Here is a 17,697-nt window from a genome sequence, read left to right on the forward strand (position 1 = left end):
CGCCGTCCTGCGCTAGCCCTGGTCGTCGGCGGTCGTCCGGCGGGACAGGGGGTGGCCGGGGCGGACCAGGCCGGCGTCGTACGACACCACCACCACCTGCGCCCGGCTGCTCAGCCCCAGCTTGGCCATCAGCCGGTTGAGATGCGTCTTGACCGTGCCCTCGCTCACCGACAGCCGCTCGGCGATCTCCTTGTTCGACAGCGCGTGCCCGACCAGCCGCAGCACCTCCGTCTCGCGGCCGGTGAGCCGGTCGAGGGAGGGGGAGGGGAGCGGGACGGGCGGCTCGGTGAACGCCTCGATCAGCCGCCTGGTCGCGGCCGGGGCCAGCAGGATGTCGCCCGCCGCGACCGTGTGGATGGCGGCGATCAGGCGTTCGGGCGGGGTGTCCTTGAGCAGGAACCCGCCGGCGCCCAGGCGCAGCGCGTTGTAGACGTACTCGTCGAGGTCGAACGTGGTCAGGATGAGCACCTTGGGCGGCGGGTCGTGGGCGGCGGCCAGGATGCGCTCGGTCGCGGTCAGGCCGTTGATGCCGGGCATCCTGATGTCCATGAGGATCACGTCGGGCCGCAGCGTGGCGGCCAGGCGCACGGCCTCCTCACCGTCGGCGGCCTCGCCCACGACCTCCAGGCCCGCGGCGCGCAGGAGCGCGGCCAGACCCGCACGGATGAGCACCTGGTCGTCGACGACGAGGACTTTGATCTCGCACCTGCTTCACGGTCGTCACGGCGGCCGATCGTCGGCACCGGGCACGGGGAGCGGGAAGGTCGCCAGGACCTCGAACCCGCCTCCGGGCAGCGGCCCGGCGGTGATCGACCCCTGGTAGAGCCTGACACGTTCAGTCATGCCGATCAACCCGTGACCGCCGGACGGCCCGTCCTCCGCCTGGACGGCGGCGCCGTCGTTGCTGACGCGTAACGTCAGCGTGGCCGGACCGTAGCCGATGTGGATCTCGACCCGGCCGGGGTCGGCGTGCTTGAGCACGTTCGTCAGCGACTCCTGGACGATGCGGTAGGCGCACAGGTCGAGGCCGGACGGCAGCGGCCGGGCTCGGCCCTCGACGACGAGCTCGGTGGCGACGCCCGCCCCGCGCATGCGCTCGACCAGCGGATCGAGGGCCAGCAGGCCCGGCGCGGTGGCGTAGAGGCCCTCGTCGTCGTCGTGGGCCTCGATGCGCAGGATCGACAGCAGCCGGCGCATCTCGGTCAGCGCCTCGTGGCTGGTGTCGGCGATGACGCCCAGCGTGGCGTGGGCGGTGGCCGGGTCGCTCAGCGCCACGTAGCGCCCCAGCCCGGCCTGTACGGAGATGACCGACATGTGGTGGGCGACGACGTCGTGCAACTCGCGGGCGATGCGCACCCGTTCGCGGGTGACCGCCCGCCGGGCGGCGGCGCCCTGCTCCGCGCGCAGCTGCGCGGCGAGGTCGGCGAGCTGCCCGGTGCGCTCCGACAGCAGCCGCACGCTGGTGCCCGCGCCCACCCCGCAGGCCGCCACGATGCAGGACTGCGCGGCGGCCGACCACAGCGCGACGCCGGGCTGCTGCGCCGAGGCGTAGGTCCACTCGAAGACGATCAGCACCGCACCGGCCGCGCACCACGCCCACGACCGGTGGGCGGCGACGGAGTAGAGCGCCACCAGCGGTCCGATGCTGTTGAGCCCGAGGTGGTAGCCCAGCACGTGGTAGACCAGCGAGGCGCCCACCGACACCAGCAGCACCGCCACCGGCGTCACCCTGCGCAGCGCCAGCGGCGCGTTGACCAGCACGGTCAAGGTCACCGACAGGGCGTCGCCCGGCCGGCCCCGGCCCGGCTCGAACATCTCCCACAGCCAGGTGCCGACGACGAGCGTCAGGGCCACGGCGCCGTCGAGCAGCAGCGGGTGGACCGCGAACACCCGCCGGACGATGGACGGGGCGGTGAAGGGCACCCGTCACGCTAACCCCGGCACCGCCTCCGGCGCATCAACCCGAGGGTGGACATCGACTGCCGCGGAAGTTGCAGGCCCCCGCGTCCCGCCCGGGACTGATTTCCGCATCACCCTCACGAGTGACGAGACCGGGCCGGGCAGCGGCCACGATGGAGCGATGTCGCGAACCTCTCGTCACGAGGAGACAGCCGATGGGGAACGGTGCGGAGGGCTCGGACAGCGGGGCTCCGACGGCGGGACCGGTGCGGCGGGCGTGCGGTTCCGGGTGCTCGGGCCGTTCGAGATCCTCGGCGCCCGCGGCCCGGTCAGCCCCGGGGGGCCGCGGCAGCGCGCCCTGCTCGCCCGGCTGGTGGCCGCCGCCGGGACGGTCGTCTCCACCGACACGCTGATCGAGGACCTGTACCAGGGCAGGCCGCCGGCGACCGCGGTGGGCTCCGTCCACGTCTACGTGTCGAACCTGCGCCGGGTGCTGGAGCCATCACGCGCGCCGCGCACGCCGCCCCGGCTGCTGGTGGCCCGCCGGCCCGGCTATCTCCTGGCCACCACGGACGTCGACGCGCTGCGCTTCGGCAAGCTGGTCACCGACGCCGAGCTGCGGCCGCCCGCGGAGGCGCTGCCGCTGCTGGAGGAGGCCCTCGGGCTCTGGCGCGGCGTCCCCTACGGCGAGTTCGCCGACGAGCTGTGGGCCGCCGCGGAGGTGAACCGCCTGGGCGAGCTGCGCATGAACGCGATCGAGTCCCGGGCCCAGGCGCTGCTGGACGCCGGCCGCCCGCAGCCGGTGATCCACGAGCTGGAGTCCGAGACGGCGGAGCACCCGCTGCGCGAGCGGCTGTGGTGGTTGCGCGCGCTGGCTCTCTACCGGTCCGGGCGGCAGGCCGACGCGCTGGCCACGTTACGCAGGGCGCGGCAGGTCATCGCCGACCAGCTCGGCCTCGATCCCGGGCCCGAGCTGCGGGAACTGGAGAAGGACATCCTCCGGCAGGCGCGGTCGATCACCCCGCCGCCCGAGCCGGGGCCCGTGCGGCTGTCCCTCGTCCGTGCCGAGGCCGCTCCGGCCGCCGTGGCGGGCGGCGGTGAGGAGGCCGCCGCGCAGGCCGATCAGGCCCGCCGTGCGGCGCGGGGACGGCTGATCGGCCGCGAGCGCGGGCTGGCGGAGCTGACGGCGCTGCCCGGCGCGGCGCACCACAACGGCGTCGTGGTCGCCGCGGTCAGCGGCGAGCCCGGCATCGGCAAGACCCGCCTGCTGCAGGCGTTCCGCGACGACTGCGTGGACCTGGGACATCTGGTGCTGTGGGGCCGCTGCCGCGGAGGGGAGGGCGTGCCGCCGCTGTGGCCGTGGCTCCAGGTGCTGCGCGCGCTGGCCGGGACCGTGCCGCCCGCCGAGCGCCAGGCGCTGAGCGGGCTGCTGGACGACGACTGGCCCACCGGCGCGCCCGCCTCGCCGCACCGCAACCGGGCCGTCGCCCGGTGGCTCGTCGAGGCCGCGCGCGCCCGCCCCCTGGTGATCGTCCTGGACGACCTGCACTGGGCGGACTCCGCCACGCTCGAACTGCTCAGGGACGTCGCCGTGCTGTCCGAGGCGTACCCGGGCGAGCGCCCGCTGCTGCTCGTCACCGCCTTCCGCGACGCGGCCCACGACGACCGGACGGCCACCCCCGCCGCTTCCTTCAAGCTCTCGGTGGACGAGGTCCTCTACCAGCTCGCCCGCTACGACCTCGTGCGCATCCGGCTGAGCGGCCTCGACGCCGCCGACGTCGGGACGCTCGCCCGGGAGCTGGGCGTCCCGGTGGACGGCTCGACGGCCCAGCTGCTGACCCGGCGTACCGGCGGCAACCCGTTCTTCGTCCGCGAGAGCGTCCGGCTGATGGCGCAGGGCCAGGGCCTGGAGGTCGTGCCCGACGCGGTGTCCGACCTGATCCGCCGGCGGCTGGCCATGCTCGGGCCGCGGGCGACGGAGATACTCCAGCTGGCCGCCCTGATCGGCCGCAGCTTCGATCCCGGCCTGGTCGTCGAGGTGTTCCGGGCCTGCGCGTCGTGGCCGGAGCAGACCTACGAGCTGCTCGACTGGGCCGCCCAGGCCGGGCTGGTCACCAGCGGCGACGGGGTCATGACGTTCGTCCACGACCTGGTCAGGGAGACGCTGATCGCCGGCGTCCCGCCGCTGCGCAGGGGCGTGATCCACCGGGAGGTGATGCGGGCCCTGTCGGCCAGGCCGAGCACCGACGTGACCGTCATCGCCCACCACGCCGTGGAGGCCGGGCCGCTGGCGTACCGGGAGACGGCGCACTGGGCCCGCGCGGCGGCCGGGCAGGCGAGCCGGCGCATGGCGCACGAGGAGGCCGCCGCCTGGTGGGGACGGGCCGTCGCCGCGCACGGCGCCTGCGACGGCGACCCCGCCCAGCACGTGGAACTCCTGCTGCACCAGGTGCGCGCCCTGCTGGACGCCGGAGACGCGATGGGCGCGCGCGACCTGCGGGCCCAGGCCCTGCGCGTGGCCCAGCGCGCCGAAGCCGGCCCCGCCCTGACCACACGCGCGCTCACCGCACTGGACGCGCCGGCCATCTGGACGCTGCGCAACCCGTACGAACCGGTGGAACTGCGGCTGGTCGAGCAGTTCGAGGCCACGCTGAGCGCGCTGCCCGAGACCGACGGCGTCGAGCGGACGCTGCTGCTCGGCGGCCTGGCGCAGGAACTGTACAACGGCAGCGACGACGACCTGCGATGCCTGTCGCTGTCGGCCGAGGCCGTCGCGATGGCCCGCCGGATCGCGGACCCGCACCTGCTCATGCGGGCGCTGAACGCGCGCGCGCTGTCCGTGCCGCAGGCGACCCACATCGACGAGCTCATGGAGATCGCCGACGAGCTGCACGGCCTGGCCGCGCGGACCCGGACGCCGGGCTTCGAGCTGCTCGCCCACATGATGGACACCCACTACCGGCTGGAGATGCACGACCTGGCTGGGGCCGACCTGGCGGCCGCCCGCTGCGAGGCGCTGCTCGACGACCTGCAACTGCCGTGGCCGCGGTTCCAGCACACCATGTGGCGGGCCAACCGGCTCACCCTGGCCGGCCGGTTCGCCGAGGCCGACGCGCTGTACGGCGAGGCCGAACGGCAGGCCAAGCGGATCGGCATGTGGTACGCGGGCGCCGTGGCGGTGAACGGCCGCCTCATGCTGCACTACCAGCGCGGCGCGATGGCCGAGGCGGGCCCGCTCATCGACCTGATCAGCGGCATCCACCCCACCGTGGAGCACGACGCCCGGGTGCTGGAGCTGTGCGCCCAGGGACGCCGGAGCCAGGCCGTGGCCCTGGCCGGGCAGGGGTGGCCCGCTCCGCCGATGGACTGGTCGTGGCTGACCATGACCTGCCTGCAGGGCGCGGCCCAGGCCGCCGCGGGCGACGTGGCGGCCTGCTGGACGACGTACGAGAAGCTGCTGCCCTACGCCGGGCGGATCTCCGGAGGGTCGGCGGTGGCCTGCATCGGGCCGGTCGACCACTTCCTGGCCGTGCTGGAGACCGCGCTGGACGCCGGCACCGACGCCGCCGGGGCCTGACGGGCCACCGGTCTACCGTGTCCCGTCGTCGTGCCAGCGGCCGACCAGGTCGGCGTACAGGGGGGACCGGCCGATCAGTTCCCGGTGGGTGCCGGTGAGCACGGTGGTCCCGTCCATCAGGAGGACCTGGCGTGCCCTGGCGGCCGAGCTGATGCGGTGCGCGATCACGACCAGGGTGCCGGGCCGGGCCGCCAGCGCCGACTCCGCGCGCAGCTCGGCGGCCGGATCGAGGTGGCAGCCCGCCTCGTCCAGGATGAGGACGCCGGCGGGGGAGGCGTGCACGCGGGCCAGGGCGACGAGCTGCCGCTCCCCGGCCGACAGCGCGGACGGCTCGTCGATCTCCCCGTCGAGGCCGCCCAGCCGCTCGACGAGCGGTCCGGCGCCGACCGCGGCCACGGAGGCGCGCAGGCGCTCGTCGTCCGGGCTCTCGCCGAGCGGCCACAGGTAGGCCAGGTTCTCCCGGACCGTCCCGGCGAAGACGTACGCCTCCTGCGGCACCAGCGCGATCCGGCTGCGCACCGACGCGCCGGGGATCGAGTCCAGGGGCCGCCCGCCGAGCCGCACCCGGCCGCCGGGGGCCGGAGCAGCCCGGTCATCAGCAGGGCCAGCGTGGACTTGCCGACGCCGCTGGGCCCGACCACCGCGAGATGCCCGCCTTCGCGCCAGCCGGTCCCGCAGCCGACGGGGATGGTCGCGTCCCGCTCGCCGTGGACGACCAGCAGCGGGCCGCGCAGCCGGTCGGCCAGCCGGATCAGGTCGCGCTGCCCGAGGTCGTCGTTGATCTCCGCGCAGCCGCCGAGCCGGTCGAGCATGTTGCGGACCAGCGGCGGCCCGTCGGCGTGGAGCTCCCGCCCGGACAGGAACGGCGCGACGACGGCGGCGCCGGACCACAGGCCCGGTTCCGCGGCGGAGGCGAGCAGGGCGAGGTGGGCGCCGTAGCTCACGCCGTACAACACGGGCGGGGTGGCGCCGGGTCCGCGGGCGGCCGTCAGGGCGCGGCCGAGGTGCAGGACGTCGGCCAGATCCGGTCCGCCCCAGGCGCCGCGGATCGCGTCGCGGTGGGCGGCCCCGTACCCGGTGCTGCCGCGCTGGTTGGGCGCGACCACGGCGACGCCTTCGTCGGCCAGCCGCTGGAACAGCGGGTCGTGGCCGAGCCGCCAGGCCGACTCGGGGCCTCCGTGCAGGGCCAGCACCACCCGCCCGGCGGCGACGGGGTCGCCGTAGACGACGGCTTCGACGGGTCCGGCCGGTCCGTCGAAGCGGCGCGCGGCGGCGTCCGCCCGGCCGGTCCCGCCGCCGTCCGGCCCGGGGACCGTCACCACGTGCGGGGGCAGGCAGGGCCAGCAGGCTGCCGGACGTGTCGAGCCAGACGCCCCCGGCCAGCGGCCCCGGCACACCGGCCACGAGCTCGGGCGGCTCGGCCCGGCCGGACAGCCGCCACACGGCCGTGCCGCCCGCCGGAGTCGTGCGGAAGGCCAGCGCGGCGGTTCCCGCGCCCCGGCCCGCCACCAGCCTGAGCCCGCCACCCGTGACGGCGGCCAGGTCGTGCGCCGACCAGCCCGTGCCGTCCCGGTCCGGGACGACGAGGAGCAGCCGGTGCGTCCCCCCGCTTCCGGCGCGGCTCAGCAGGACGGCGCCGTCGTCCGTCGGGACCGCGGTGCTCGCGGCGCTGCCACGACGTCGGCAGGGTCAGTGCGAGGTCGGTGCCCGCCGTGCGCAGCGCGTCGTCGCCGAGGGCGCGGCCGGCCTCGTACAGCCCCCAGGCGATGCCGGCCCGGCCGAAGTGGAGCCCGGGCGAGGGCCTGGCCTCACTGCCCAGCCGCCGGAGCGTCCAGGCCGCGGCGTGACGCAACGCGGCGACGACGTCGCCCCGCCCGACCTCCCCGGTGCCCAGGACCGGGGTGTCCAGATCCGCGGTGTCCAGGTCGGAGGTGTCCAGGTCGGAGGTGTTCAGGACCGACGCGAGCAGGGCGAGCACCCCGGCCGAGCCGTACTGCACGGCGCAGGGGTCGGCGGTCTCACCGAACCCGGAGACCGGCCACAGGCGCCGCGCGCCGGGATCGCGGTCCATCCGCCGGAGCGTGTGCGCGACCCCGTCGCGGAGCAGACGCTCCTGACCGGCGACGGACAGACGGCGGGCGCCCCCCGTGGCCGTCGCGGGCCGGGGCTGGGGGTTCGGGGCGGAGGCCGGCAGTGGCTCCAGGTCGTCGAGGAAGGTGCCGATGCGCCGCAGGTCCCAGCGTCGGGCCGGGTTCTCGCGCATCAGGCCGAGGAGCATCGGCCGCAGCGCCGAGGCCACGGCGTCGCCCTCGGTCGCGACCTCGACCAGCCCGCGCACCCGGGTGTCCCACGAGCGGCCCGCGGACGGGTCGTCGGAGCCGAGCAGCGGCCGGCACGCCGTGGCCAGGTGCAGGACCGTCGCGCCCAGGGCGTACAGGTCCGCCTCGGGCCCGGCGGCCGGCCCGTACATCGGCCCGCGCACCTGCTCGGGCGGCGCGTACCCGGCGGTGAAGGCCTTGGTGACGGGCGTGCCGGGGACGGCGGCCATCTCCAGGTCGACCAGCCGGCAGGAGCCGTCCGGGCCGGCGATGACGTTGTTCGGCGTCAGGTCCCGCAGCACGAAGCCCCGCTCGTGCACGGCGGCGACCAGGCCGGTCAGCGCGCGCACCGCGGTCAGCGCCACGTGCGGCCAGCCGTCCGGGTCGGCGGCCCTCGCCTGCTCCGCCCAGGCGGTCAGCACGGCGCCGTCGAGGTGTTCCTGCGCGAGGAACACGTTGTCCCCCTGCGTGAACAGGGCGACCTTGCGGCTCGTGACGCCGAGCGGCCCGAACAGGTCCAGCATGTCGGCCTCGTGGCGGAGCCGGTCGCGTTCGTCCTGGCCCTGCAGGGTGGCGCTGATGTGCGGGCGGGCCTGCTTGATCACGACCTGGGCGCCGGAGAGCCGGTCCTCCGCCAGGAACACCCCGCCCTTGGCGCCGTGGCGGATCGCCTGCCGCACCACGAACCGGCCGTCCAGCTCGACGGCCTCCGGCGCGGCGGTCCGCACCGGGGCCCGGCCGGACTCGAACGGGCAGGCGGCCCATTCCGGCGGCGAGTACCAGGCGTTGCGCCGGTCCACCAGGCAGGCGCCGTCGGGGTCGGTCAGCGGCGAGCTGTAGACGCCGTCGTTGTCGAGCACGCTGCGGGCGGAGAACACGCCGTAGCGGTAGTGGACCAGGCTGCCGGGCCGGTAGGCCCGGTCGGACAGGACGGGCGGGCCCGGCAGGCCGTACGTGGCCCGGTGCAGGTCCTCGGCGATGGCCGTCGCCGCCTCGTCGTCCGGGGGATAGACGTGATGAACTTGCCGGCCGATCCCCGGTGGACGTTCCTGGACAGCAGGCCGGTCAGGTCGGCGAACGTGGCCGCGAACTTGAACGGGCACCGATGCCGCACCAGCACCTCGGCCGCCCGCGCCAGCACGACGGGGGCCGACAGCGGCGTCGCCGACACGTGCAGCTTCCATCCCTGGTCCCGCGTCCCGGCCTCCCGGGGAGCCACGTACGTCCACGGAGGGCGGTGGCGGACTTCCCACCCGTCCCCGGCGGACCGTCGCAGGGCGGCCCGCACGAGGTCCTCCAGCACATGGAGATCCGCGCTCGCCCGCTCGTCCGTGCCTGTCGTGCTCATGCTCACGCCACAACCTCATGCCTGATCGGATTCGGGACGTTCCCGCCAACGGCCGCGCGGCGGCGGCCGAGCAGGCCGCCGCCGTCAGGTTGATCAGTAGAAGAGGCTGAGCGCGAAGCGCGAGCCGGACACCTCGCACCGGAAATCCTGGACGATCCCCCCGCTGGTGACGGCGCTGAAACCGGCCCGCACGCACTGGTCGCGGTACTGGTAGTACCCGGCGAGGTGCCACGACCCCGACACGGCCGACGCGGACACGGCGGACGCAGGCATGGCCGAGCCGGTCACGGCGCCGAAAGCGAGCCCACCCGCGACGAGGGCGGCCGCGGTCAGACGTCGAATGCTCATGTTTCCTCTTCTCCTCAGGGAACGGCGTTCTGCCGTCAAGATGTGCCAGGAGACTTGGGAAACACTTGTGGGCCGTCCTTAAGGCTGCGGCGGCCTCCTTAACGCTGCCTTCAGGGCGTGCCTCGTCTGGTGCGCAGGCCGTCGAGGATGAGCGCGAGGTAGCGGCGCCACGGGTGCGCGGCGCCGGAGGACGGCAGGTCCATCACCGAGTCGATCATCGAGACGATGGGCGGCCCTTACCGAATCTACAATGTAAAGGCGGTCTCGAGGATTCGCTCACGCGAATCCCGTCCAGCAAAACCAAGCACCGACAAACCTAGGCGTCGCCGAAGCCCGCTTCTATGCTCCGTTCGTGGCGGACATCAGCTACTTCGACGCGTGGGGGTTGTGGCTGCACGGCAGGTCCACGCTGGGCAGCGATCTGCTCGGTCTGCCGATGATCTGGTGGGGCCGCTTCGGCAAGATCCTCTCGTTCGTGTCCGGTGCGGCGGTCGTCGTCGACCTGGTGGGGCCGGAGAGGCTGAGCCGCTATGGCGCGTGGTTGTCCCGGTTCATGGCGAGAAGGCCCAGCGGGGGGCCGTTCATCGCCGGTCTTGCGACGGGGGCGGGCGTCGCGGCTGTCGTCGCGCCGCTCGACGTGCCCTGGTTCCTGGGGCTGCTGCTCGGGTCGATGCTCGGTGGGGCCGCGGGCCTGCTCGCGGTCAGGGCCGGCCGGACGTTGCAGGATCCGGAGCTTCCGATGACGTTGAAGTGGGTGTCGTTGGGGCTGTTCTTCGTCGGCTTCCATTTCGACCTGCTCGCCTCGTAGCCCTGCTGGTCGGCCAGAAGGCCAACCAGGCGTCCTTCTCAGGGCGGAGGTCGTCGGTGGGGAATCAGGGTTTCCGTAGGGGATTACTCCGACGCCGTGCCGCCCTCTCGTGCCGGATCTTGATACGGCGGAGGCCGAGAGCCGGACTCCGCCGTATCGGAGGAGTGACGTGAGGGGAAGACGTACCAGCGCGGCCGTCGTGGCGTGCTTGACCGTGTCGTTGACGGCGACGCCCGCCATGACCGCCACGGCGTCGGCGGAGGCGGGCCCGAGTTTGCAGGCGATGCTGGACAAGGTCGTCGCAGGCGGTGCGGTGGCCGCGATCGCGGAGGTTCGCGACGGGGACAGGACCTGGCGAGCCGCCAGTGGCAAGGCGACGATGAACAGTGCCCGGCCGGCCCCGGTGGACGGGCGCTTCCGGGCCGGGAGCGTGACCAAGTCGTTCACGGCGAGCGTGGTGCTTCAACTGGTGGGGGAGGGAAGGCTGCACCTGTCCGACAGTGTGGAGCGGTGGCTGCCGGGGCTCGTGGACGGGGGCGCCGACATCACGATCAGGCACCTCCTCCAGCACACCAGCGGCCTGCCCGAGTACTCGACGGGCATGATGGACGAGGCGGGCATCCCCAAGGAGCGTTACCGCACCTGGTCGGCACGCGAACTGGTGGAGAGAGCGGAGAAGCTCCCGCGCGACTTCCCGCCCGGGTCCGCGTACAGGTACTCCAACACCAACTACATCGTGCTCGGCCTGCTGATCGAGAGGGTCACCGGCAGGCCGTACGTGACGGAGATCAGGGAGCGGATCCTGCGGCCGCTCGGGCTGCGGCACACCCGCGTGCCGGGAGCCTCGCCGGAGGTGCACGGCCCGCACGCCCATGCATATGTGCCGGTCACCAGGGGTGGCACGGTCGTCCCTGTTGACGTCACACGGTTCAATCCCACGATGGCCGGGGCGGCGGGGGAGATCATCTCCACCACCGGGGACGTCAACCGGTTCTACCGCGCCCTGTTCCAGGGCAAGCTGCTCCGCCCTGATCTGCTGAAGGAGATGAAGGATCCCGGCACGACCGAGGGGTACGGGCTGGGGCTTGAGCTGGCGCCTCTTCCCTGCGGCACGGCGTTCGGCCATGGCGGCGGTGCTCCGGGCTACCTCACGGTGGCGTTCAGCTCAGCCGACGGTTCGCGACAGGTCACGTTGTCGATCACGCCGTTCTCCGGCGACCCTCATCAGGCGGCCATGACCTTGCTGACCTCTGCGCTGTGCCCTTAAGGGGCCTCGGTCGGGATGGCCGAATGCGGCGTCGGCGACTTCGTGGTGTCGGGGGTGCGGCGTCGTGCGGCGAGCACGGAGTCGAGCAGGCCGGGGAAGAGGGTGTCGAGGTCCTCCCGGCGCAGCCGGACCAGCCGGGCGCGGCCCTGCACCGTCGTCCATGTCACGCCGGCCTCGCGCAGCACCCGGTAGTGGTGCGACAGCGTGGTCTGGTGCACGTCGATGTCGGCGCCGATGGCGTTGCAGTGGTCCTCGCCCATCCGGTCGAGCCGCTGGACGAGGTCGAGGCGCACGGGGTCGGCCAGGGCGCGCAGCACCTCCACCAGCCGGATGGCCTCGATGGCCGGTTGTGACACCTCACGCATGGTCGCCCCCTGTGTTTCGCACGCCTGTCACGGTACCAATGGATGGATATATGGACAAGTATCCATGCATTCCCTAGGGTTCACCTCGATACGTCCGAGGTCCCTATGGAAGGTGGCACCGTCCGGTGTTGCGACGACTTCTCCCTCTGGCCCTGGCGACCTTCGCCGTGGGCACCGACAGCTACGTGATCGCGGGCCTGCTCCCGGCCATCGCCGCCGACCTGCGGGTCTCCACCCCCGCCGCCGGGCAGTTGGTGACGGTGTTCGCCCTGGTGATGGCCCTGTCGGCGCCGATCATGGGCGCGCTCACCGGTGGGCTGGACAGGCGGACGGCGCTGCTGATCGCGTTGGGCGTCTTCGTGGCCGGCAACGCCGTCACCGCCCTGGGCACCGGTTACGAGGTGGTGATGATCGCCCGCGTCGTCACCGCGGTGGGCGCCGGGATGATCAACTCCGCTGCGTCCAGCACCGCGGGGGCGATCGCGCCCGCGGAACGCCGGGGCAGGGCTCTGGCGTTCGTGCTGGGCGGGCTGACGGCGGCGACGGCGTTGGGCCTTCCGCTCGGCACGCTGATCGGCCGGGCCGACTGGCACGTCACGCTGTGGGCGGTCGCCGGGGTCGGCCTGGTCGCGGCCCTGGGGATCGCCGCCGGGCTGCCCGAGATGCGGCTGCCCGCCGCCTCGCTGGGGGAGCGGCTGCGTCCGCTGAAGGAGGGCCGGGTCGTGGCGCTGCTGGCCGTCACCACGCTGGTCTTCCTCGGCGCCTACACCCTCTACACCTACATCGGGCCGGCCCTGCGGGAGGCGACGGGCGGCTCCGAACCGCTGTTCGCCGCCGTCCTGCTGGCCTGGGGGGTCGGGGTCCTGGCCGGGAACCTCGTCGCCGGACGGCTGGTCGACCGGTACGACCCCGCGCACGTGCTGACCGGGCCCCTCGTCGTCGCCGTCGTCGCCCTGGCCCTCACGCCGGTGGCGACCGGCACGTTCGTGTCGACCCTGGCGTGGGCCGCGGTCTGGGGCGTGGCCCTGGGCGTCGTCGTCGTGCCCCAGCAGCATCGGCTCATCGCGCTCGGCCCGGCCGCGGCGCCGGTCCTGCTCGGCCTCAACTCCTCGGCCCTCTACATCGGGATGGCTCTCGGCGGGGGGCTGGGCGGGCTGGCCCAGGAGTGGTTCGCCGTCGTGCCCGCCGCGTTGGGGCTGCCGGCCGCCGGCGTCACGGCCGTGGCGCTGGTCTGCCACCTGACGACCGCCCGCCGCCGTACGCCTGCCGCGCCCCGGCCCTTCTGAGTGCGGGTGGTCAGCTCGACCCGGTGGCTCCGGGGAGGAACGCGGCGGCGGCGCTGGACAGGAGCGGCCCGAGGATCACCAGGCCCGTCTGCAGGTCGGTCATGAGGTTGGGGTCGACCTCCAGGATCTGCTCCAGTTTCGCGCGTTCCTCGGCCCGGGCGACCACCGTCGCGGCGTCGTCCGCGTCTCCGAGGGGGAGCAGGCCGTCGCAGAGACGGGTGGCGGCCTCCCGCAGCGCGGCGCGGGCCGGCACGTAGGCCAGGGCCACCAGCAGCGACCCGTTGCCGCCGAAGATCAGGACGGCCCCCTGGGGCGACGGTGCGGGGGAGGCGCCGAGAGCGAGCGTCGCCAGCGCGACCAGCAGGCCGACGGCGCCCAGCAGCCGCCGCAGCAGCCGCCGGAAGCTGATCAGGGTGGCCACCCGCGTGCCCGGGCCGCCCTCCAGTGTCCCGGCCGACCGGCGGATGGCCGACATCGTCGCCGCGGCCGGAAGGGCGCCCAGGCAGGCGATCGCCGACAGTGCCCAGCCCCGCCAGCCGGCGAGCGGATCGGGGGACAGGGCCAGGGCGAGCGAGACCAGGAGCAGGGCCACCAGCAGCAGGGCGCCGAGCGGCCGGAGCACCTCGCGGACGCTGGCGGGACGCAGGGCCGTCAGCTCTCTCCAGCGCTGGACGCCGTAGGCGAGGACGGCGCCCGAGGCGGCGGTCAGCGCGAGGGCGAGGGCCGTCCACATCTCCCACCGGGGAGCCGTCCGGTAGGCGGAGGTGAGCACGATGGCCAGGCCGAGCGCGAGCGCCGTCACGACGGCGACGGGTCGGAGCACGGGTTCCCCCTCACCGCGGGGTCGGAGCCGGACGGCGATCGTGTCAGATGCCCCGGCCGGTGTCCATCCTCATCCCTCGATGCGCCCGAGCCAGGCGTCCTGGGCGTCGGCCAGCTTGTCTGCCAGCGGTAACGGGACGAAGCGGCACGCGAACACCATGCCGGCGTCCGTGCCGTCGCCGTGGACCCGGTGGTGCCAGGCGTCGGCGCTGCCGGGGGCGGCGGTGAGGTGGAAGAACGTCGTGTGCCGGGGCCGGCCGTTGTCCTCGCGAGGTCTGTGGTCGACCGCGATGGGCCCGACGACGGTGACCTCGGTCAGGCCGGTCTCCTCCGCGACCTCCCGCAGGACGGCCTGTTCCAGGCTCTCGTCCGGCAGGACTCCGCCCGCCGGCACTTGTGTGCCGGCTTCGGGCACGTCGGCGTGGTCGAAGACGAGGAGTTCCGGGGTGGTCCGGTGACGGATGACGTAGGCGGCGACGCGGATTCTCGGCTCGGGCATCCGTTCATGATCGCAGAGGCCGAGCCGGGAGATCCGGGTGGTCTACGAGACGTACAGCAGCCAGTAGGGGGGCTTGGCGTAGATGCTGTTCAGGCGGCAGGAAGTGGTCTTCCCCGCGGCGGTGTACGGGGCGGCGGCCCGCGCGCAGGCGTCCGACGTGGGGTAGACGCCGACCAGGACGGGGGTGGTGGAGGTCTGCGCCGTGGCCGCCTGGGCGGCGGCGGGGAAGGCGAGGGTGGCCAGGACAAGTCCGACGCCGGCCGCGGCGCGGCGGAGTGTGTTCGTGTTGATAACCATGGGTGGAACGGTAGAAGCCGTCCCCTTTCGCGGTCGTCAAAGCGATCCTTGATTCCCCGTCCCCCTTGGGGATGATTTCCGCGGCCGGGACGTCGTCCTCCTGTAAGGGGGAGTGTGGTCGAATCGCTCCCATGACGATCGAGTACCTTCCCGTCTCCGGTGACGGCCGGCTGTGGGCCGAGCGGGCCGGCGACGGACCTCCCATGGTCCTGCTGCACGGCTCCGTGCACGACAGCCGCCTCTGGGACGGCGTCTTCCCCGAACTCGCGCGCCACCGCACCGTGATCCGGTACGACGCACGGGGCCTGGGCCGTTCGACGCCGCCGACGGCGCCGTTCCGCTACGAGGACGACCTGCTCGCGGTCCTCGACCACTTCGGCCTGGAGCGTGCCGCGCTGGTGGGGCTGAGCATGGGCGGCGAGGTCGCGCTCGACTTCACCTTGGAGCACCCGGAACGGGTGCGCTCCTTGACCCTGGTCGCGGCGTCGGCCGGTGGCCACGACTGGCCGCGCTCTCCGGAGCTGGACGCCTACGCGGCGGCCGACCGCGGGGACGACCCCGGCCGCCTGGCCGGGATGGAGCTCACGATCTGGGCCTCGCTGGGCGACCGGGCGCCGGGATACGCGGCGATCCGTGACATGGTCACCGGGAACGCCGGGCTGCGGGTGGCCGCCGAGAAGGGCCATGTCCGGTTCGCGGAGGTGGGGGCCGTGGAGCTCCTCCACCGGGTCGCGGTGCCCACGACCGTGGTGGTCGGCGACCACGACCATCCGGAGATCGGCGTGATCGCCCGCCGGCTCGCCGCGGGCGTTCCCGGCGCGCGCCTGGAGATCGTGGCCGCGGCCGACCACTACCTGCCGTTGCGCGCGCCGGAACGGCTCCTGGCCGTCCTGCTCGCCGATTGAAAGGCGGGCAGACGGCGGCGCGGTCGTCGGGCATAGGGTGATCGGCATGGCATTGCGGCTGGTTCAGGTGAACTTCAAGGCTCGGGACGACGCGGCGCTCGGCCGGTTCTGGGCGGACGCGCTCGGCTGGGGTGTCTCCAGCGAGGGCCCCGGCGTGACCAACGTCGAACCTGTGGGCTTCGCCTGGCCCGATCCCGGCGCCGTCCGCGTCGACGTCGTCACCGTCCCCGACCCCGAGACGGTGAGGTACCGCGTGCACCTCGATCTCGCCACCACCTCCGAGGCCCATCAGGCGGAGCTGGTCGCCCGCCTGGAGGAGCTCGGCGCGAAGCCCGCCGACGTGGGTCAGGGCGACGTGCCGTGGGTCGTGATGGCCGATCCGGAGGGCAACGTGTTCTGCGTGCTGGAGCCCCGGGAGATCTACCGGGACGCCGGGCCGATCGCCGCGGTGGTGGTCGACTGTTGCGACCCGCGGGCCATGGCCCGGTTCTGGGGCGAGGCGGCGGGCTGGACCGTGCACGAGGCCGGCGACGATCACGCGCGGCTGCGTGCGCCCGAGGGTGTCGGGCCCTACCTGGAGTTCCTGCGCACGACGCCCGGCCCGAAGACCGTGTGGAACCGGGTGCACCTCGACCTGCTGCCGCACCGCGGCGCCGATCAGGCGGTGGAGGTGGCCCGGCTGGCGGAGCTCGGCGCGAAGCCCGCCGACGTGGGTCAGGGCGACGTGCCGTGGGTCGTGATGGCCGATCCGGAGGGCAACGTGTTCTGCGTCCTGGGCGCCCCGCGCTGACCCGGGACGCGCTCAGCGGGTTACGGTGGTCTCCCGTCCCATCCGCGCTAGCTTGTCGGGATTGCGCACGTGGTAGGCGCCGGTGACGTAGCCGTTCTCCACGCGCACCGCCACCACTCCGTCGATCTCGCCGTCGATCCGCACGAGCAGCCCGGGGCCGCCGTTGATCTGCACCAGCTCGACCGATCTGTCCGCGTCGTGCTTCCACCAGCCGGCGGCCAGCAGGCGAGCCACGTTGTCGATGCCCACGACGGGCCGCAGCAGGGCGTGCCGGAGGCCGCCGCCGTCGCTCAGGGCGACGATGTCCGGCGCGAGGACGTCGAGCAGGCTCTGCAGCTCGCCGGTCTCGACCGCCCGCTGGAAGGCCAGGAGCGCGGCCCGGGTCTCGGCCGGGGAGGTGCTGCCGCGCGGCCGGCGGGCGGCGACGTGCGCCCGCGCCCGGTAGGCGATCTGGCGGACCGCTGACGGGCTCCTGCCGACGGCTTCGGCGATCTCGTCGTAGTCCAGCTCGAACACCTCGCGCAGCACGAACACCGCCCGCTCGGCCGGTTGCAGCGTCTCCAGGACCAGCAGCATCGCCATGGAGACGCTCTCGGCCAGCTCGACGTCCTCGGCCACGTCGGGGGTGGTCAGCAGCGGCTCGGGCAGCCATGGCCCGACGTAGGACTCCTTGCGCCGGCCCAGCGCGCGCAGCCGGTCGAGCGCCTGCCGGGTGACGATCCGCACCAGGTAGGCGCGCTCCTCCCGGACGGCGGCGAGGTCGACGTCCGCCCATCGCAGCCAGGTCTCCTGCAGGACGTCCTCGGCGTCGGCTGCCGAGCCGAGCATCTCGTAGGCGACGGTGAACAGCAGGTTGCGGTGGGCGACGAACGCCTGGGTGGCGGAGCCGGGCGGCCCGGCGTGTTCGTCGTGATCGGTCATGTCCCGCTCCTGCCTGTCCGTTCTCCGCACTGCCACACGCACAAGACGCCGTCGTGCGCCGTCGCGTAACACGTCCGGCCGGTGGCCTACGTCACAGGGCCGCCGGTGTTACGGGGGCCGGGGCGGCGGCGTCTCGTGGTCGTGGGGGCCGGGGGGGCGGGGGCGGGCCGCGGGCCGGGGGAACGGGGGCGAGGGCGGGGGGGGGGTATTGAGGACTAGAGGGGCGACCACCACCCCCCCCGGGGGC

General features: G+C 74.1%; 16 protein-coding genes and 1 pseudogene. 6 read left to right on the top strand and 11 right to left on the bottom strand.

What is annotated here, in order from left to right; all coding sequences use genetic code 11:
- Positions 1–12: 12 nt before the first annotated feature.
- Entirely contained in the window at positions 13–699 is a 687-nt protein-coding gene (locus tag AB0J46_RS47170) for a response regulator transcription factor (RefSeq protein WP_364342513.1), read from the bottom strand.
- A gap of 21 nt (positions 700–720) precedes the next feature.
- The gene (locus AB0J46_RS47175) at positions 721–1,923 is read right to left on the bottom strand and encodes a histidine kinase (protein ID WP_364342467.1); all 1,203 of its coding nucleotides are present in this window, start codon (positions 1,921–1,923) and stop codon (positions 721–723) included.
- A gap of 253 nt (positions 1,924–2,176) precedes the next feature.
- Here AB0J46_RS47175 and AB0J46_RS47180 point away from each other — a divergent pair, with 253 nt between their 5' ends.
- Positions 2,177–5,476, top strand: coding sequence for a BTAD domain-containing putative transcriptional regulator (locus AB0J46_RS47180; protein WP_364342470.1), 3,300 nt, complete (start codon positions 2,177–2,179; stop codon positions 5,474–5,476).
- A gap of 12 nt (positions 5,477–5,488) precedes the next feature.
- Here the strand turns inward: AB0J46_RS47180 and AB0J46_RS47185 are convergent, their stop codons facing one another.
- The 4 genes and pseudogenes from AB0J46_RS47185 to AB0J46_RS47200 form a co-directional block, all read right to left on the bottom strand.
- Positions 5,489–6,040, bottom strand: a complete 552-nt coding sequence (locus tag AB0J46_RS47185) for an ATP-binding cassette domain-containing protein (protein ID WP_364342473.1) — start codon at positions 6,038–6,040, stop codon at positions 5,489–5,491.
- 128 nt (positions 6,041–6,168) lie between these two features.
- A pseudogene (locus AB0J46_RS47190) lies at positions 6,169–6,873 on the bottom strand (alpha/beta fold hydrolase); the annotation flags it as partial.
- A complete protein-coding gene (locus AB0J46_RS47195; protein ID WP_364342476.1) occupies positions 6,792–8,897 on the bottom strand; it encodes a hypothetical protein in 2,106 nt (701 codons plus the stop codon). The gene AB0J46_RS47195 and the pseudogene AB0J46_RS47190, both read right to left, overlap by 82 nt.
- 338 nt (positions 8,898–9,235) lie before the next feature.
- A complete protein-coding gene (locus AB0J46_RS47200) occupies positions 9,236–9,490 on the bottom strand; it encodes a hypothetical protein (RefSeq protein ID WP_364342478.1) in 255 nt (84 codons plus the stop codon).
- Positions 9,491–9,842: 352 nt separating this feature from the next.
- Between AB0J46_RS47200 and AB0J46_RS47205 the strand changes: the two genes are divergently transcribed.
- Positions 9,843–10,298, top strand: a complete 456-nt coding sequence (locus tag AB0J46_RS47205; RefSeq protein WP_364342481.1) for a hypothetical protein — start codon at positions 9,843–9,845, stop codon at positions 10,296–10,298.
- 169 nt (positions 10,299–10,467) lie between these two features.
- Positions 10,468–11,565, top strand: a complete 1,098-nt coding sequence (locus tag AB0J46_RS47210) for a serine hydrolase domain-containing protein (RefSeq protein ID WP_364342484.1) — start codon at positions 10,468–10,470, stop codon at positions 11,563–11,565.
- Here the strand turns inward: AB0J46_RS47210 and AB0J46_RS47215 are convergent.
- On the bottom strand, positions 11,562–11,930 hold the full coding sequence (locus AB0J46_RS47215) for a helix-turn-helix domain-containing protein (RefSeq protein ID WP_364342487.1): 369 nt from the start codon (positions 11,928–11,930) through the stop codon (positions 11,562–11,564). The two genes, AB0J46_RS47210 and AB0J46_RS47215, sit on opposite strands and share 4 nt — an antisense overlap.
- A gap of 128 nt (positions 11,931–12,058) precedes the next feature.
- On the opposite strand from AB0J46_RS47215, the gene AB0J46_RS47220 reads away from it, so the two are divergent.
- On the top strand, positions 12,059–13,216 hold the full coding sequence (locus tag AB0J46_RS47220; protein WP_364342490.1) for an MFS transporter: 1,158 nt from the start codon (positions 12,059–12,061) through the stop codon (positions 13,214–13,216).
- A 10-nt stretch (positions 13,217–13,226) separates the two neighbouring features.
- On the opposite strand, the gene AB0J46_RS47225 is transcribed toward AB0J46_RS47220, so the two are convergent.
- From AB0J46_RS47225 to AB0J46_RS47235, 3 genes are all read right to left on the bottom strand, one after another.
- A complete protein-coding gene (locus tag AB0J46_RS47225) occupies positions 13,227–14,039 on the bottom strand; it encodes a hypothetical protein (RefSeq protein WP_364342493.1) in 813 nt (270 codons plus the stop codon).
- A 69-nt stretch (positions 14,040–14,108) separates the two neighbouring features.
- The gene (locus AB0J46_RS47230) at positions 14,109–14,537 is read right to left on the bottom strand and encodes an NUDIX domain-containing protein (protein ID WP_364342496.1); all 429 of its coding nucleotides are present in this window, start codon (positions 14,535–14,537) and stop codon (positions 14,109–14,111) included.
- Positions 14,538–14,579: 42 nt separating this feature from the next.
- A complete protein-coding gene (locus tag AB0J46_RS47235) occupies positions 14,580–14,834 on the bottom strand; it encodes a hypothetical protein (RefSeq protein WP_364342499.1) in 255 nt (84 codons plus the stop codon).
- A 131-nt stretch (positions 14,835–14,965) separates the two neighbouring features.
- On the opposite strand from AB0J46_RS47235, the gene AB0J46_RS47240 reads away from it, so the two are divergent.
- Together AB0J46_RS47240 and AB0J46_RS47245 are read left to right on the top strand one after the other, a co-directional pair.
- The gene (locus AB0J46_RS47240) at positions 14,966–15,739 is read left to right on the top strand and encodes an alpha/beta fold hydrolase (RefSeq protein WP_364342502.1); all 774 of its coding nucleotides are present in this window, start codon (positions 14,966–14,968) and stop codon (positions 15,737–15,739) included.
- 46 nt (positions 15,740–15,785) lie between these two features.
- Positions 15,786–16,529, top strand: a complete 744-nt coding sequence (locus tag AB0J46_RS47245) for a VOC family protein (protein ID WP_364342505.1) — start codon at positions 15,786–15,788, stop codon at positions 16,527–16,529.
- 12 nt (positions 16,530–16,541) lie between these two features.
- Here the strand turns inward: AB0J46_RS47245 and AB0J46_RS47250 are convergent, their stop codons facing one another.
- A complete protein-coding gene (locus AB0J46_RS47250; protein ID WP_364342508.1) occupies positions 16,542–17,450 on the bottom strand; it encodes an RNA polymerase sigma-70 factor in 909 nt (302 codons plus the stop codon).
- Between the last annotated feature and the right edge of the window lie 247 nt (positions 17,451–17,697).

This window comes from Nonomuraea sp. NPDC049758 (assembly GCF_040674635.1).
Lineage (GTDB): Bacteria > Actinomycetota > Actinomycetes > Streptosporangiales > Streptosporangiaceae > Nonomuraea.